This is a genomic window from Citrobacter sp. Cpo090 (genome assembly GCF_030332665.1).
Classification (GTDB): Bacteria; Pseudomonadota; Gammaproteobacteria; order Enterobacterales; family Enterobacteriaceae; genus Citrobacter; species Citrobacter portucalensis.
On the sequence record NZ_JAOWHK010000025.1, the window covers coordinates 864,734 to 879,445 of the forward strand.

Here is a 14,712-nt window from a genome sequence, read left to right on the forward strand (position 1 = left end):
TTGCTCAGAATCCAGACAGTTTTGCCGTTGATATCAGAAATAACGGACGAATGCGCCCGGATCGGCAAGGTTAATCGTCGTGGATGCTTTTAACTGCGGTGTGCCCAGATAGAGGAAACCGACAATTTTATCTTGCGGGCGACAGTCGAATGCTTCGCGAACGACCGCACTTTCGGTTAATGCACCACTGCGCCAGATACCGCCAAAGCCCTGGGCAATTGCGGCCATCTGCATCGCCATCACCGCACAACCGGCAGACATTTCTTGTTCCCACAGAGGAACCTTGTCGTTTTCTTCACATTTCGCCACCACGGTAATAATCAGCGGCGCGCGAAACGGTGCGCTGCGCGCTTTTTCCTGGGCTTTCTCACCACTGCCTGCGGCAATCGCGCCTTTTTCAAGCACTGCGCTAAAACGCTCACGCCCTTCACCCTCAATGACAAAAAATTGCCACGGTTGCAGCGTTTTGTGGTCTGGCGCGCGCATTCCCGCCCGCAGAATGTTTTGCAGTTGCTCTCCTGCCGGGGCCGGCTCGACGAGACGAGAGGCGCTACGACGGGTAATCAGTAATTCGAGTGCATCCATTTGCTTAACTCCAACAATGAGATTTGTTCACAAAATTAACACGTGAGCGGATTTTGTTACAGCACAGGCGGTGATTCCTGCTGACAAGTGCCTGTCGGGTCATTACGATAGCCTCATCTTATCGCCTTTCTCCGGGATTTCGGGATGGCGTGTTGTTAATCGGTAGGGAGAATACATGCGAACCCTGTGGCGATTTATTGCCGGATTTTTTAAATGGACATGGCGATTACTTAATTTCGTCCGTGAATTTGTGCTTAACCTGTTCTTCATCTTTTTGGTGCTGGTGGGCGTGGGGATCTGGATGCAAGTCAGCAGCAGCAATACCAGCGAACACGCTGAGCGAGGCGCACTGCTGCTGGATATCTCGGGGGTGATCGTCGACAAACCTTCGAGCACCAGCCGCTTAAGCGTCATTGGTCGTCAGCTGTTTGGCGCCAGTTCCGATCGTCTGCAGGAAAACTCCCTGTTCGATATCGTGAATACCATTCGCCAGGCAAAAGATGATCGCAACATCACCGGCATTGTGATGGATCTGAAAAATTTTGCCGGGGCCGACCAGCCTTCCATGCAGTATATCGGTAAAGCGCTGCGGGAATTCCGCGACAGCGGCAAACCGGTCTTTGCCGTGGGCGATAACTTCAGCCAGGGGCAGTACTACCTCGCCAGTTTCGCCAATAAAATTTATCTCTCTCCGCAGGGTTCCGTTGATCTGCATGGCTTTGCCACCAACGGTTTGTACTACAAGTCCCTGCTCGACAAGCTGAAAGTTTCCACGCACGTATTCCGTGTTGGGACTTATAAGTCTGCCGTAGAGCCGTTTATCCGTGATGATATGTCACCTGCCGCGCGTGAAGCCGACAGCCGCTGGATCGGCGAGCTGTGGCAGAACTATCTCGACACGGTCGCTGCCAACCGCCAGATCCCTGCTCAGCAGGTGTTCCCGGGCGCACAGGCCATGCTGGATGGTTTGACAAAAGTCGATGGTGATACCGCGAAATATGCGCTCGACAACAAACTGGTGGATGCACTGGTCTCCAGCGCCGAAGTCGAAAAAATGCTGACCAAACAGTTTGGCTGGAGCAAAGCGGATAAAAATTATCGCGCCGTCAGCTATTACGATTATTCGCTGAAAACGCCAGCGGATACCGGGGACAGTATTGGCGTCGTCTTCGCGAATGGCGCAATTATGGACGGAGAAGAAACCCCTGGGAATGTGGGCGGTGACACAACTGCCGCGCAGATCCGCGAAGCACGTCTTGATCCGAAAGTGAAAGCAATTGTGCTGCGAGTGAACAGCCCTGGCGGCAGCGTCAGCGCCTCCGAAGTCATTCGCGCTGAGCTGGCTGCGGCAAAAGCGGCAGGCAAACCGGTTGTCGTGTCCATGGGCGGCATGGCGGCATCCGGCGGGTACTGGATCTCCACCCCAGCAAGCTACATTGTGGCGAACCCCAGCACGCTGACCGGTTCAATCGGGATCTTTGGCGTGATCAACACTGTGGAAAACAGTCTGGATTCCATTGGTGTACACACTGACGGCGTGGCGACATCCCCACTGGCGGATATCTCCATCACCAAAGCGTTACCGCCTGAAGTGCAGCAAATGATGCAACTGAGCATCGAGAACGGCTATAAGCGCTTTATCACGCTGGTCGCAGATGCGCGTAAGACAACGCCTGAGCAGATTGACAAAATCGCGCAGGGCCACGTCTGGACCGGCCAGGATGCGAAAGCCAACGGTCTGGTAGACAGTCTGGGTGATTTTGATGACGCCGTGGCAAAAGCGGCTGAGCTGGCCAAACTGAAACAATGGCACATTGAGTATTATCAGGACGAACCGACATTCGTTGATATGGTGATGGACAGCATGTCCGGTTCCGTTCGTGCCATGCTGCCCGAAGCTATCCAGGCGATGCTCCCGGCTCCGCTCGCTTCTGCGGCTAGTACGGTTAAAGCGGAAAGCGATAAGCTGGCCGCGTTTAACGATCCGCAAAACCGCTATGCGTTTTGCCTGACCTGCGCCAACGTTCGCTAACTATTGACCCCTCTTCGGGATGAAGAGGGGTTTTCTTTCAGACAGAAGAAAAGTCATGCAAAAGAAATCGATTTACGTTGCCTATACCGGCGGTACCATTGGTATGCAGCGCTCAGAACAGGGTTATATTCCTGTGTCCGGCCATCTCCAGCGTCAGCTGGCACTGATGCCTGAATTCCACCGCCCAGAGATGCCAGACTTTACCATCCACGAATACGTCCCGCTGATGGACTCCTCCGACATGACGCCAGAAGACTGGCAGCATATTGCGGAAGACATTAAAGCGCACTACGACGATTACGATGGTTTTGTCATCCTGCACGGTACTGACACCATGGCGTTTACGGCTTCGGCGCTCTCTTTCATGCTGGAGAATCTGGGTAAACCGGTCATTGTGACAGGGTCACAAATTCCGCTGGCAGAGCTACGTTCAGACGGTCAAATCAATTTGCTGAATGCGTTGTACGTTGCAGCAAATTACCCGATTAATGAAGTTACCCTGTTTTTCAACAATCGATTGTTTCGTGGCAACCGGACCACTAAAGCGCATGCTGATGGTTTTGACGCGTTTGCCTCACCCAACCTTGCACCACTGCTGGAAGCCGGGATCCATATCCGTCGGCTGGGAACACCGCTCGCCCCCCACGGCACAGGTGAGTTGATTGTTCACCCCATTACTCCACAACCGATTGGCGTGGTCACCATTTATCCAGGGATCTCCGCTGATGTAGTACGCAACTTCCTGCGCCAGCCTGTAAAAGCATTAATTTTGCGCTCCTACGGAGTGGGCAATGCGCCGCAGAATAAAGAGTTCCTGAAAGAACTTGAAGATGCGAGCTCACGTGGCATTGTGGTGGTGAACCTTACGCAGTGTATGTCCGGCAAGGTGAATATGGGGGGCTACGCGACAGGGAATGCGCTGGCGCATGCTGGCGTGATTGGCGGCGCGGATATGACCGTCGAAGCTACACTCACCAAACTGCACTATTTGCTGAGTCAGGGACTGGATACGCAGACAATTCGTGAAGCAATGACGCAAAATCTGCGCGGCGAGCTCACCCCGGACGAATAAGGAGTCTATGCCCATGGCCCGAGCCTTACTGTTGGTCGATTTACAAAATGACTTTTGTGCCGGTGGCGCTCTCGCCGTTCAGCAAGGAGACAGCACAATCGATATCGCCAACCGCCTGATTGACTGGTGTGCCATACGCGGCGACACGGTCGTTGCCAGTCTGGACTGGCACCCGGCTAATCACGGTAGTTTTGCCAGCCAGCATCAGGTCGAGCCCTACAGCCAGGGACAACTCGATGGCCTGGCGCAGACGTTCTGGCCCGATCATTGCGTACAAAACAGCGAAGGTGCGGCTTTGCATCCGCTGCTGAACCAGCGTGCGATTACCCAAACGTTCACTAAAGGTGAGAACCCGCTGGTCGATAGCTACAGTGCGTTTTTTGATAACGGCCGTCGTCAGGCTACCGCGCTGAATGCATGGCTACTCGAACACCGCATTGCCGAGCTCATCATCATGGGTCTGGCTACCGACTATTGCGTTAAATTCACCGTACTGGATGCGCTCGATCTTGGTTACACCGTCAGCGTTATTACCGACGGGTGCCGTGGCGTTAATATTCAACCCCATGACAGTGCAAACGCCTTTATGGAAATGGCGGCAGCGGGTGCAACGCTGTATACGTTGGACGACTGGCTGGAAACCCAGTCGTAAGTGATGCCGACAGGGTCGCTCCTGTCGGCGCGTTATCTCAGGCCAGCGCTGAAATCTCTTCCAGCGATACTTTGCGTGTCTCGATGCCAAAACAAAAAAGAATCAGCGCACATAGCACCAACATTACTCCTAGCACGATAAAGACCGTAACCGAGCCATAGCGGGTCAACAAAATAGCGACGCCATAGGGCGTAAACACAGCGACAATCCTTCCCACCGCATTCACAAAACCTGATCCTCTCAATCTAAGGTGCGTGGGCCATAGTTCCGGGACATAAACTGCAGAGGCAAAGCAGACATACATATACAGAAAAAAAATCATCACCAGCCCGTAACTCAGAATGGCCCATTCTTCAGTTTGAAGCGAATAGAAATATCCGAGCAATGCGATAATAATTAACAAGAATGAGCCAAACAATCGCCGTGGAAAGCGATCGATAATTAACGCAGCAATAAATATCCCAACCGGCGCGCCAATCATAATTATCGCGGTCATAAATATGGATTTCGTTACATCGATTCCCGAATTAACAAATATCGTCGGGATCCATACCGTAATGGTATAGAGCGAAATATTCATTGCGATAAGCACCGTAATCGCCACCAATGTACAGCGCAACATTGGCCCCTTAAACAAGAGCCAAAATGAACCACTTATCGTGCTTAAATCCGCCGACGAGCATTCGTTCCGGCAGGATGGTAACGTGATGTTTTTTTCTTTCTCAATTTGCGATTCCACCTGCATAAGATGTTTTTCAGCTTCGCTTCTCTGCCCTTTGCCAGCCAGCCAACGTGGGGATTCAATATAGTATTTTCCCGACAGATACCAGGCCAACAGCATTGCTATGCCACCGAGCAGAAACATCACCCGCCAGCTTACAAGTGCAATAATCACGACGCCAATTGCCGCAGATAGCATTGGTGCCCAGTTGCCGACAAATGACAGACGGGCAGACCATTTCCCACGAACCGCGGGTGGAATGAATTCTGTAAATGAGGCATAGCCCACCATAATTAGCGCCCCCATTCCAATCCCCATCAGGCAACGGAAGAAGATAAGCCAGTACATGTTGGGCACAAACGTTGCAACGCAGGCTGAGGCCCCGACGATTAACAAATTGATGCGGAACGCTTTGCGTCGACCGAGATAATCACCAATAAAGCCCCCGGCTAGTGAACCGATAAAGTAGCCGAACATCAGCGCTGAGCTAAACGCGGCATTAAGATAATTGTTGGACCAGCCAGTGCTGACTAGTTTTGCTAATACCACATTCCCGGAATAGCTGAGAAAACCGGTTATTAATAAACTAAAACTAATAATGCCGAAAATACGAAAATGAAATCGAGATAAAGGTAAGCGATCTAATCTTGCGCCGATAGGGTCACATTTTTCCATCTGGATGCCTCAAATTCAGCTAAATAGAAAGTATGGCGATCGCGGCAGAAACAATTTTGCCGCGCCATCCATCATCATTAGATTCTTATGGCATTTCCCAGGTGCAAACTAAAATAATATCGACACAACCCTCGTTATAGCTAATAAACGAGTTGAATATTATTCTCTTTGCAAAATGCAGTCCACTCTGCACCCGGTGCCTTATTGGTTATTAGGTAATTAATATGGCTAAAGTCCACGAGCCGTACGAAAGCTTTACGATCAAACTTTGAGTGATCAACTAACAGGGCCACCTCAGTCGCCTGGCGGATCATGGTTTTTTTGATTTCCGCTTCCGCTTCATTAGAATCTAGCGCCCCACTCTGCATATCTAAACCTTTGCAGCTCATCACCATGATATCAACATGATAACGGCTGATAATCTCCTTGGTGATTCTTCCCTGCAGTGACAGCGTATTCTTATTCAGCTCACCGCCGGTAGAAACCACGTTAATTTCTGACTGCGCCAGCTCATGGAATGCTTCAGCCGAATTGGTAAGCAATGTCAGATCGTTTCTTTCCTTCAACAGCTTTAATAACTCCATCGCGGTACTGCTGGAGTCGGCAGCCATTGTGGTCTTATTTTTAATAAACGGTAACGCATTACGGGCAATGATCTGCTTTTCTTCGAAGAAAGATTTTGCACGCTTATAAAAATGAATATTGTCGGACAACGCGGTGGTATTGAGCACAGCACCGCCATATGTTCGGGTCAAAAATCCTTCATCTTCCAGTTTTTCAAGATCGCGGCGAATCGTTTCCTCAGTCACCTGAAAGATTGAACTTAAATTAGATACCGCCACTTTTTTATCGTTAGCCACCATTTGCTTAATGGCTTGAATCCTGTCTTTTGCCGCCACGATGACACCTCTGTTTCCTGCAAAGTAATAATAAGACCCTAGTATCTCACAGGCTATGTTTATTTTCAAAAGAACATGTCTGAATCACAGATTTCAATACTCTTTTACACAGAAACAGAGGTCAATTCTATCTGACTTAATTTATATCCAACGCTTCTGCCATTCGCCTCATCAATAATGAATCATCATCTGTCAGGGGAATGGTTAACGCCTCGACGTTCTCGCGAACCTGTTCAGGTGCAGTTGCGCCACTCAGTAAGGTGATCAAATCGCTTTGCTTTAAAATCCACGCCAGAGCTAGTGCTGGGATTGTGCAGCGGTATTTTTCACACAGCGGCTGCCACTGCTCTAGCATATCAATCACCCGCAGCATATTTTCCCGCTGAAACCAGACCTTGTTAGCCCGCGCGCCGCCAGGAACATAATCTCGGGCGATAGTACCGGTCAACAACCCCTGCTCAAGCGGTGAATATACCTGTACGATGATGCCATTCTGCTGGCATAGCGGCAGCAGATCAGCTTCCAGCGCCCGGTCAAGAATGCTGTACTTGGCCTGGATGATATCCAGCTCACCGTGTTTGAGATATTCCCTGATATGCCCGGAATCGACGTTCGCCGCACCAATCGAACGGATTTTCCCCTCTTTTTTCAGTGCGTTCAGCGTGTCTACGGTTTCCGCAATCGGCGTAAAACAGGGTTCGACCGACTGCCAGTGGGTCATATAGATATCAATACTGTCGATACCCAATCTTTGCAGGCTGGCATCAACCTCCTCCCGAATAGACTCAGGCGTGAGGTTTTTATACAGCTGGCGATCGCCCACTTTGTTAAACAGGCTGCCTGTTCGCTCCCAGACGATGCCGCATTTGGTTTCAACGACTACCTCACTGCGCGGCAACTTTTTCAGCGCCTGACCGACAATCACTTCACTGTTGCCAAAGTTGTAGCCTGGCGCGGTATCAATCAGATTGATACCGCAGCGATGCGCCTCAACAATGGTATCAATACAAATCTGCAGATCGAGATCGCCATTCCATGCCGGACCGCCGCCAATGGCCCATGTACCTAATCCCATGCGGGAGAGCGTAATATCCGTACTGCCTAAAGGAATCATTTTCATCTGCCGCTATTACCCTTCGTATTCGTCAAGAAGTTGTTCAACCAGCTTTCTGTTCTTCACACCCGTCGTGGCGCCCACGCTCAGTACCGATATTGCCGCCGTTGCATTAGCAAACAGCGCGCAGTCGCGAAGCGGTTTGCCTTCAAGCAGCGCGGAGATAAATCCTGAAGCAAAGTTATCCCCCGCGCCGATGGTGTCGATGGCGGTAATCCCCGACACGGCCGGGACTACCATTTTCATATCGTCACGTTTGATAAAGCAGCCTCTTTTGCCGGTCTTAATCACGACGGTTTTCACGCCACAGTTCAGGAAACTGTCGGCAATCTCATCCAGCGTCTCTTTCCCGGTGAGCAGTTTTGCCTCTTCAAAATTGGGAAACAGATAATCCACGTAGCTCAGCGCTTCACGGATGTCGTCCAGCGTTTCATTCAGTCGCGGTTTAATCATATCCGCGCAGATAATGAGCTTATGCACTTTCGCCTGCGTGAAAATTGCCGTCAGTGCATCGCCATCCAACAACGGGCTATTAAAAATACTCGCCAGCGACAGCAGCTTTGCCTGAGAGAAACGATCAAAATCAACATCGTTTATATTCAGTTTCCATAAGCTGCCGTTACGGTTAGTCACAAAGGTGCGTTCACCATCAGCGGTGACTAAACCCACGTTAATGGAAGTATCAATATCAGCATCCTGCTTTAGGCTTTTAATATCAATATTCTCCCGATGGCAGTGATCGACAATAAAATAACCGGCTGCATCATTACCTAGCCGACTCATTAACGCCGTGCGATGGCCAAGGCGCGAAATAATCGTCGCCTCATTAATCGCGTCGCCTCCCGTGGTCATGGCTATTCGTTCTAATGGATAAGAGTCAACATCAAAGATATTTTTACTCACTGGTTGCAAGGGAATATCAACAATTGCCGCCCCTATACAAATAACCTCGATATTATCCATATTGTCATTCCGCTTTACCGTCAGAGCCAAACAGTTTGATTTTCTCCAGCGCGCGCTCTTTTACCGCTTTGCGAACTTCACGCTCAACGTGCAGGAACGGCTGATTCTGGTTCTCCTGCACCGCCGCCATTGCCGCCTGGCACAGTTCGGTATGAATATTGATTTTCGAAATACCTAATGAAATGGCTTTTTTGATATCCGCATCACTAATGCCGGACGCGCCGTGCAGCACCAGCGGAACGGATACCGCCTCGCGCACGCGTTTGACCACGTCGAAATTCAGTTTCGGTTCAGAGGTGTAGACGCCATGCTGGTTACCAATCGCCACCGCCAGAGAATCGCAGCCGGTACGCTCAACAAATTCTGCCGCCTGGCTCGGGTCAGTATAGTGATAGCCCGCCAGCGCTTCTTCATAAACAGTTTCATTCCCCACGTGCCCCAGCTCCGCTTCAACCGGAATACCCAACGGATGGAAGAAGTCCACCGCCTCTTTAGTCAGGCGAATATTCTCTTCGAAATCAAAGGCGGAGGCATCGCGCATCAACGAATTCATTCCATGGGTCCATGCGTTATGGATAATTTCCATGCTGCGCCCGTGATCCCAATGGGTAATAACCGGCACCGAGGCTTTTTTCGCCATCGAAACCATCATATGTGAAAAATCTTCAAACGAGGTATTACCCACAAAGCCGGTGCCGAATGAAATAATCACCGGCGATTTAGACTCTTCCGCCGCATCAATAACCCCCATTAACATTTCCGCATTCCACACGTTAAAGTGGGCAATCGCATAATGTTTATTCTGAGCATCATTTTCCCAATATTTAATATCTGCCAGCATGGTTGTCTCTCCCTTTTCAATAAATTAATGGTTAACTTTAATAACGCCTTTGATAATTTCACGTTTGTTGTTAACTGACTCATCAAACGCGCGCTGAACATCTTCATAATCGTAAATATGCGTCACCATCGACTTCACATCAAAACGCCCTGAGGAGATGGCTTCGATCGTGACCGGGTAGCGGTTGGCATAACGGAAAACGGTCTGAATAGACACTTCACGGTTAATTTTGAGGAAATTAATCGCTGAATCACCAGGTACAGTACCCACGATCATGATTTTCCCGCCGCGCATTACCAGATACGGAGCCTGCTTAACGGTGATCGCTGAACCTGCGGTTTCGAAAACTATGTCCGCCCCCATATCGCCAGAGAATTGCTGGCAGCAGACAACGGTGTCCTCTTTCCCCCCATTAATCACGGTTGTTGCCCCAAGCTGCTCGGCCATAGCAAGGCGTTTTTCCAGGACATCAACCACCGCAATGTCGGTTGCGCCCAGACATTTACACGCTTGCAAGGTCATTAAGCCAATACAGCCAGCCCCCAGAATGACGATTTTCTTACCCGGCTTAACGTCCGCCAGCATTGCGGCATGCATCCCTACCGCCGCAGGCTCTACCAAAGCGCCTTCCATGGTGTCCATATTATCGGGCAACTTGTAAGTGAAGCTCTCCGGATGGCACAGATAGTGGGTTAGCGCGCCGCGATAATTAGGCTGCGTGGCCATAAAGTCGACATCAGGGCAGATGTTGTATTTCCCTTCCAGACAGTAGCGGCAGTGACCGCACGGCACGCCAGGCTCAATGTTCACCCGGTCCCCCGGTTTAAATTTGGTCACCCGATTCCCTACCGCCACTACCGTACCGGCACATTCATGCCCCAGACCAATTTCCTGGTTTGGGTCTTTCGGCGGAATAAAAGGACCTGATTCGAAACCGTGAACATCTGACCCACAAATTCCAACGTATTCCACTTTAATCAGTACTTCGTGCTCTTTTGGCACCGGGATATCGGCGGCAATAATTTTCATCGTGCCCGGCGTTTTTAATATCGCTTTTGAATTCTTCATGTTATTTCCCATCAATATTATTTGCTGGTAACTGCATCAATACCGAGACTTTCGACAGAGACGCCTTTGGTTTCAATTCCGATGGTAGCAATGGCGACAGCGACAATAATGGAGACCGCACCCAGCAGTACAAATACACCCGTCACTCCATAACCGTTAAGCAATACCGCGACCGCATAAGGCGCGGCGATACCACTGATACGCCCTACCGCATTAGCCAGACCGGAACCGCGAAGTTTCGCTTCGGTCGGCCATATTTCCGGAACATAGACTGCCGAGGCGTAGCAAACGTACATATAGACAAAAGTAATCAGGAAGAAACCAATTAATGTTATTAACAGCATGCTAGTTTGCAGTGAATAGATATATCCCAGCACAGCAATTAACACTAATAACCCCACACCCATGGTCTTTCTCGGAATTTTATCCATTACCAGCATGGCGATAAAAATCCCAAACGGCGCACCGAACATACTCATGGTATTTAAGACAATGGAGTCTTTCAGATTAATTCCCTGAGTCATAAATATTGTCGGTAGCCAGTTAATTAAGGTGTACTGGACGACGTTCATGGCAATCAGAACAAAGGAACCCAAAATAACCCGCTTCAGTAACACCCCGGTTAATAATGCGGAGTACGGAACAGAACGCGGTTGTTTACCATTATCATCTATTACGACTGGTGGCAGCGGCTTGCCGGTCTGTCGAACAACACCATCCTCAATTACCCGCATCACCTGTTCAGCTTCTAGGTAACGTCCACGAGATTCCAGCCAGCGAGGCGACTCAGGGAAACTGCGCCACGCAATAACAGTTGCTATGAGCGATAGCACAGCAGGAATCAACAACTGTACGCGCCAGTTCCATTCCGCGCTGATAAGTGGCGTCAGCCCCATCGCAATCAGCGAACAGAGTGGATAAGACCAGTTGCCAATAAACGATACCCGACTGGACCAGGTTCCACGATTTCGGCCTGGCATATACTCGGTAAACCCGGCAAATAAGGTCACTAACAGCGCACCTAATCCAACTCCCATTACAAAACGGCAGGCAATCAGGAAAGTCATATTGGGTGAAAACGCACCAACGATCATAGAAATAATATGAATCGCTTCATACAAGATAAATGCATTTTTACGTCCGGTTTTATCGCCGATAATTCCCCCACCGAGCGCACCGAGAAACATTCCCGCCGTCGTAATGGCAGAAAACGTGGCGGTGGTGGAATTATCGGTCCAACCAAGTTCTTTTAATTGCGCGAGAATTAATCCGCCAACGGCATTACTCCAACAAACCAGTAATCCAAAGGCAACCATCGCAAACATCGACGTGTGCCAGCGGCAGTCAGGTAGCCTGTCCAGTCTGGCGCCGCAGTGCGGTTTTGCTATTTGTTCCATGCGATAACGTCCTTTTAATAAACATGTTATTCATCAAAGTCGTAAGTCATGATGACTTTAATCGCAGTTTTATCGACCATGGCGTCAAACCCTTCGCGCCATTGCGACAGGCCGATACGGTGAGTGATCATCGGTTTAACGTTGATTGCGCCGCTGGCCAGCAGGCGTATGGCGTTGCGCCAGGATGTGGAGTCGTAGGCCATATGGCCAATGATGCTTTTATTCCACGCGGTGATGTCGTTGATGGAGAAATCGAGAGGTTTAAAACCCATGCCAACTCGGACGACTTCACCATTCGGACGCAGCATTTCGATCGATTGTTTAAGGGCGATATTGGCACCAGAGCATTCGATGACCAGCCCCAGATTGTCTTTACCGCAGATTTCCTGGCAGCGTACAACCACATCTTCGGTCGAACCGTTAACGACAGCTGTCGCGCCCAGCTCTTTGGCGATCGGGAAGCGTACGGCAACATCCTCTTCCAGCCCAACCATCACAATATTAACGGCCCCCATAATGCGCGCCATTTGTACAGAAAAGAGTCCTAATGGACCGGTACCAAAGACCACAACATCCTGGCCTGGAAGGAATTTAGATTGCTGGGCGATAGATTTGTAAGCGTTGCAGATGGGGTCCAGCACCGCCGCCTCTTCATAATGTACCCCTGCCGGGATTTCCCACAGAGCATGGCGGTGAATTTTGAGGATTTCCCCAGGGACCAGACAATATTTCGAAAACCCACCGCCCCAGGTATTATTGTCCAGACCCAAATTCACCTTTTCTGTACAACAAAGAAAATCGCCCTGTTCACAGGCCGGACAAACGCCACAAACGTGCCCGCTGTTGTCAGACACGACTCGTTGTCCCACCTTCCAGTCCTTAACCTTGTCACCAACCTGCACAATTTGCCCCGCAAATTCATGACCACGAATCGAATTAAACTGGTCGGATCCACTGTCGACATTGTAGTGTTTCATGTCTGCGCCGCAGATAGCAGCAGCCTTAATTTCAATCAAAACGTCATCCGGACCACATACCGGTTCCGGAACATCAATCATCTTGTAGCCGCCAAAGGCCTTGCCAAATCTTGCCAGTGCTTTCATTGAATTTTCCTTTGTGTTTAGTTTTGCATCAGTGACCATCATATTTATCCATATAATTTTTGAGGTCAACACGAAATCTTTAAAACACAGATTTTGATCTGTATTTCACAACCAAGATCACAAATAAATGCAAAGATGAACTGAAATCCAAGTGAACGTGGCAGCCGCTTCGCTAAAATGGCGTGAACCCCTTCGCATTTTTCCTGTTATGAAACTGTTAACCTGCGGGTGTTGTTTTTTTCGCCACGCCATTTCCGTGGCGTGTTTGCTTGTTTAATTGTCAAAGAGGAACACCGATGAAACTATTGCCTTTGTTGGCAGCATTACCCCTGCTCTGCGCCAGCGTTGTTTCTGCCAGTTCACTGATGTCAGTTGGCTACTTTAATGGTGGCGGCGACGTCACTGCCGGTCCCGGTGGCGACATCAATAAACTGGATGTTCGACAGATAACCCATCTCAACTATTCGTTTGGTCTTGTCTACAACAACGAAAAAGACGAGACCAATGACGCCTTAAAAGACGCCAGCAAACTGCATCAGATTTGGCTTTCACAGAAAGTGCAGGATGATTTGCTGAAAATTCCGCAGCTACGTAAACAAAATCCAAACCTGAAAGTGTTGCTTTCCGTCGGCGGTTGGGGAGCGCGTGGATTCTCTGGTGCGGCAGCAACGAAGGATACACGCGCGGTGTTTATTCAGTCTGCGCAGGAGATAATTGCGAAATATGGTCTGGATGGCATCGACCTCGACTGGGAATATCCGGTTAACGGCGCCTGGGGACTGGTCGAAAGCCAACCGGCTGACCGCGCTAACTTTACCGCGTTGCTTACAGAACTACGGGCTGCATTGGGGCATAAAAAACTGCTGACCATCGCCGTAGGCGCAAATGCAGAAAGTCCGAAAAACTGGGTGGATGTAAAAGCCATTGCACCATCGCTCGACTACATCAACCTGATGACCTATGACATGGCTTACGGCACCCAGTATTTCAACTCGAACCTGTATGATTCGACGCAATGGCCGACGGTCGCCGCGGCGGATAAGTACAGCGCCGATTTTGTGGTCAATAACTACCTCGCCGCCGGTCTGAAACCGAGTCAAATGAATCTGGGCATTGGCTTTTATGGACGCGTACCAAAACGCGCCGTTGAGCCTGGTATTGACTGGAGCAAACCTGACGCGCAGAAAAACCCGGCTACCCAGCCCTATTTCGGGTCACCTCAAATTGAGTTGTTCAAATCACTGGGCGTCGACCTGAGCAAAGATACCTACGTGAAGTACAACGATATCGTGGCGAAGTTGATCAACGATCCGCAAAAACGCTTTAGCCAACATTGGGATGATGAAGCGAAAGTGCCGTGGCTGTCGGTGCAGTCTGCAGATGGAAAAACACTCTTTGCCCTCTCCTATGAAAACCCGCGTTCGGTGGCGATCAAAGCCGACTACATCAAAAGCAAAGGATTGGGAGGCGCCATGTTCTGGGAGTACGGCGCAGATGACAATAATCAGTTGGCGAAGCAGTTAGCCGATTCGTTAGGCATCAAACACTGATCCCAACGCCTGACACAATAGGTTATGATTAGCGCATTCT

Annotated in this window: 13 protein-coding genes; 4 read left to right on the plus strand and 9 right to left on the minus strand. The window is 49.9% G+C overall.

Translation table 11 applies throughout. The annotated features are described in order from the left end of the window. Positions 1-33: 33 nt before the first annotated feature. On the minus strand, positions 34-585 hold the full coding sequence (locus OGY83_RS06870; RefSeq protein WP_286635557.1) for an NAD(P)H nitroreductase: 552 nt from the start codon (positions 583-585) through the stop codon (positions 34-36). Between the two features lie 175 nt (positions 586-760). On the opposite strand from OGY83_RS06870, the gene sppA reads away from it, so the two are divergent. The 3 genes from sppA to pncA are packed head-to-tail and all read left to right on the plus strand — an operon-like array spanning position 761 to position 4,341. Further along, positions 761-2,617, plus strand: a complete 1,857-nt coding sequence (gene sppA / locus OGY83_RS06875; RefSeq protein WP_286635558.1) for a signal peptide peptidase SppA — start codon at positions 761-763, stop codon at positions 2,615-2,617. 55 nt (positions 2,618-2,672) lie between these two features. Then, on the plus strand, positions 2,673-3,689 hold the full coding sequence (gene ansA / locus OGY83_RS06880; protein WP_286635559.1) for an asparaginase: 1,017 nt from the start codon (positions 2,673-2,675) through the stop codon (positions 3,687-3,689). 13 nt (positions 3,690-3,702) lie between these two features. Further along, positions 3,703-4,341: a bifunctional nicotinamidase/pyrazinamidase gene (pncA, locus tag OGY83_RS06885; RefSeq protein WP_502873072.1), complete on the plus strand. Its 639-nt coding sequence runs from the start codon at positions 3,703-3,705 to the stop codon at positions 4,339-4,341. Positions 4,342-4,378: 37 nt separating this feature from the next. Here pncA and OGY83_RS06890 read toward each other — a convergent pair whose 3' ends face one another. From OGY83_RS06890 to OGY83_RS06925, 8 genes are all read right to left on the minus strand, one after another. Beyond that, positions 4,379-5,737 carry an MFS transporter gene (locus tag OGY83_RS06890; protein ID WP_286635561.1) on the minus strand — a complete coding sequence of 453 codons (1,359 nt, stop codon included), beginning with the start codon at positions 5,735-5,737 and terminating at the stop codon, positions 4,379-4,381. A gap of 140 nt (positions 5,738-5,877) precedes the next feature. After that, the gene (locus OGY83_RS06895; protein WP_286635562.1) at positions 5,878-6,636 is read right to left on the minus strand and encodes a DeoR/GlpR family DNA-binding transcription regulator; all 759 of its coding nucleotides are present in this window, start codon (positions 6,634-6,636) and stop codon (positions 5,878-5,880) included. A 136-nt stretch (positions 6,637-6,772) separates the two neighbouring features. Next, positions 6,773-7,756, minus strand: coding sequence for an NADH-dependent methylglyoxal reductase (gene ydjG / locus OGY83_RS06900; protein ID WP_079938515.1), 984 nt, complete (start codon positions 7,754-7,756; stop codon positions 6,773-6,775). Positions 7,757-7,765: 9 nt separating this feature from the next. Continuing rightward, complete coding sequence (locus OGY83_RS06905; RefSeq protein WP_079938514.1) at positions 7,766-8,713, minus strand: carbohydrate kinase family protein; 948 nt, start codon at positions 8,711-8,713, stop codon at positions 7,766-7,768. A 4-nt stretch (positions 8,714-8,717) separates the two neighbouring features. Continuing rightward, a complete protein-coding gene (locus OGY83_RS06910; protein WP_079938513.1) occupies positions 8,718-9,554 on the minus strand; it encodes a ketose-bisphosphate aldolase in 837 nt (278 codons plus the stop codon). Between the two features lie 24 nt (positions 9,555-9,578). Next, on the minus strand, positions 9,579-10,622 hold the full coding sequence (locus tag OGY83_RS06915) for an NAD(P)-dependent alcohol dehydrogenase (protein WP_286635563.1): 1,044 nt from the start codon (positions 10,620-10,622) through the stop codon (positions 9,579-9,581). A 17-nt stretch (positions 10,623-10,639) separates the two neighbouring features. Further along, entirely contained in the window at positions 10,640-12,019 is a 1,380-nt protein-coding gene (locus tag OGY83_RS06920) for an MFS transporter (RefSeq protein WP_286635564.1), read from the minus strand. A 26-nt stretch (positions 12,020-12,045) separates the two neighbouring features. Beyond that, positions 12,046-13,122 (minus strand): zinc-binding dehydrogenase, encoded by a 1,077-nt coding sequence (locus OGY83_RS06925; protein ID WP_286635565.1) that lies wholly within the window; start codon positions 13,120-13,122, stop codon positions 12,046-12,048. Between the two features lie 296 nt (positions 13,123-13,418). Between OGY83_RS06925 and chiD the strand changes: the two genes are divergently transcribed. Beyond that, entirely contained in the window at positions 13,419-14,672 is a 1,254-nt protein-coding gene (gene chiD / locus OGY83_RS06930; protein WP_286635566.1) for a chitinase ChiD, read from the plus strand. Positions 14,673-14,712: the final 40 nt, after the last annotated feature.

What these genes read in the sequence shown, in the direction of transcription:
- OGY83_RS06870 (WP_286635557.1), bottom strand. Translation starts at nt 585, where the DNA reads ATGGATGCACTCGAATTACTGATTACCCGTCGTAGCGCCTCTCGTCTC.
- sppA (WP_286635558.1), top strand. Translation starts at nt 761, where the DNA reads ATGCGAACCCTGTGGCGATTTATTGCCGGATTTTTTAAATGGACATGG.
- ansA (WP_286635559.1), top strand. Translation starts at nt 2,673, where the DNA reads ATGCAAAAGAAATCGATTTACGTTGCCTATACCGGCGGTACCATTGGT.
- pncA (WP_502873072.1), top strand. Translation starts at nt 3,703, where the DNA reads ATGGCCCGAGCCTTACTGTTGGTCGATTTACAAAATGACTTTTGTGCC.
- OGY83_RS06890 (WP_286635561.1), bottom strand. Translation starts at nt 5,737, where the DNA reads ATGGAAAAATGTGACCCTATCGGCGCAAGATTAGATCGCTTACCTTTA.
- ydjG (WP_079938515.1), bottom strand. Translation starts at nt 7,756, where the DNA reads ATGAAAATGATTCCTTTAGGCAGTACGGATATTACGCTCTCCCGCATG.
- OGY83_RS06905 (WP_079938514.1), bottom strand. Translation starts at nt 8,713, where the DNA reads ATGGATAATATCGAGGTTATTTGTATAGGGGCGGCAATTGTTGATATT.
- OGY83_RS06910 (WP_079938513.1), bottom strand. Translation starts at nt 9,554, where the DNA reads ATGCTGGCAGATATTAAATATTGGGAAAATGATGCTCAGAATAAACAT.
- OGY83_RS06915 (WP_286635563.1), bottom strand. Translation starts at nt 10,622, where the DNA reads ATGAAGAATTCAAAAGCGATATTAAAAACGCCGGGCACGATGAAAATT.
- OGY83_RS06920 (WP_286635564.1), bottom strand. Translation starts at nt 12,019, where the DNA reads ATGGAACAAATAGCAAAACCGCACTGCGGCGCCAGACTGGACAGGCTA.
- OGY83_RS06925 (WP_286635565.1), bottom strand. Translation starts at nt 13,122, where the DNA reads ATGAAAGCACTGGCAAGATTTGGCAAGGCCTTTGGCGGCTACAAGATG.
- chiD (WP_286635566.1), top strand. Translation starts at nt 13,419, where the DNA reads ATGAAACTATTGCCTTTGTTGGCAGCATTACCCCTGCTCTGCGCCAGC.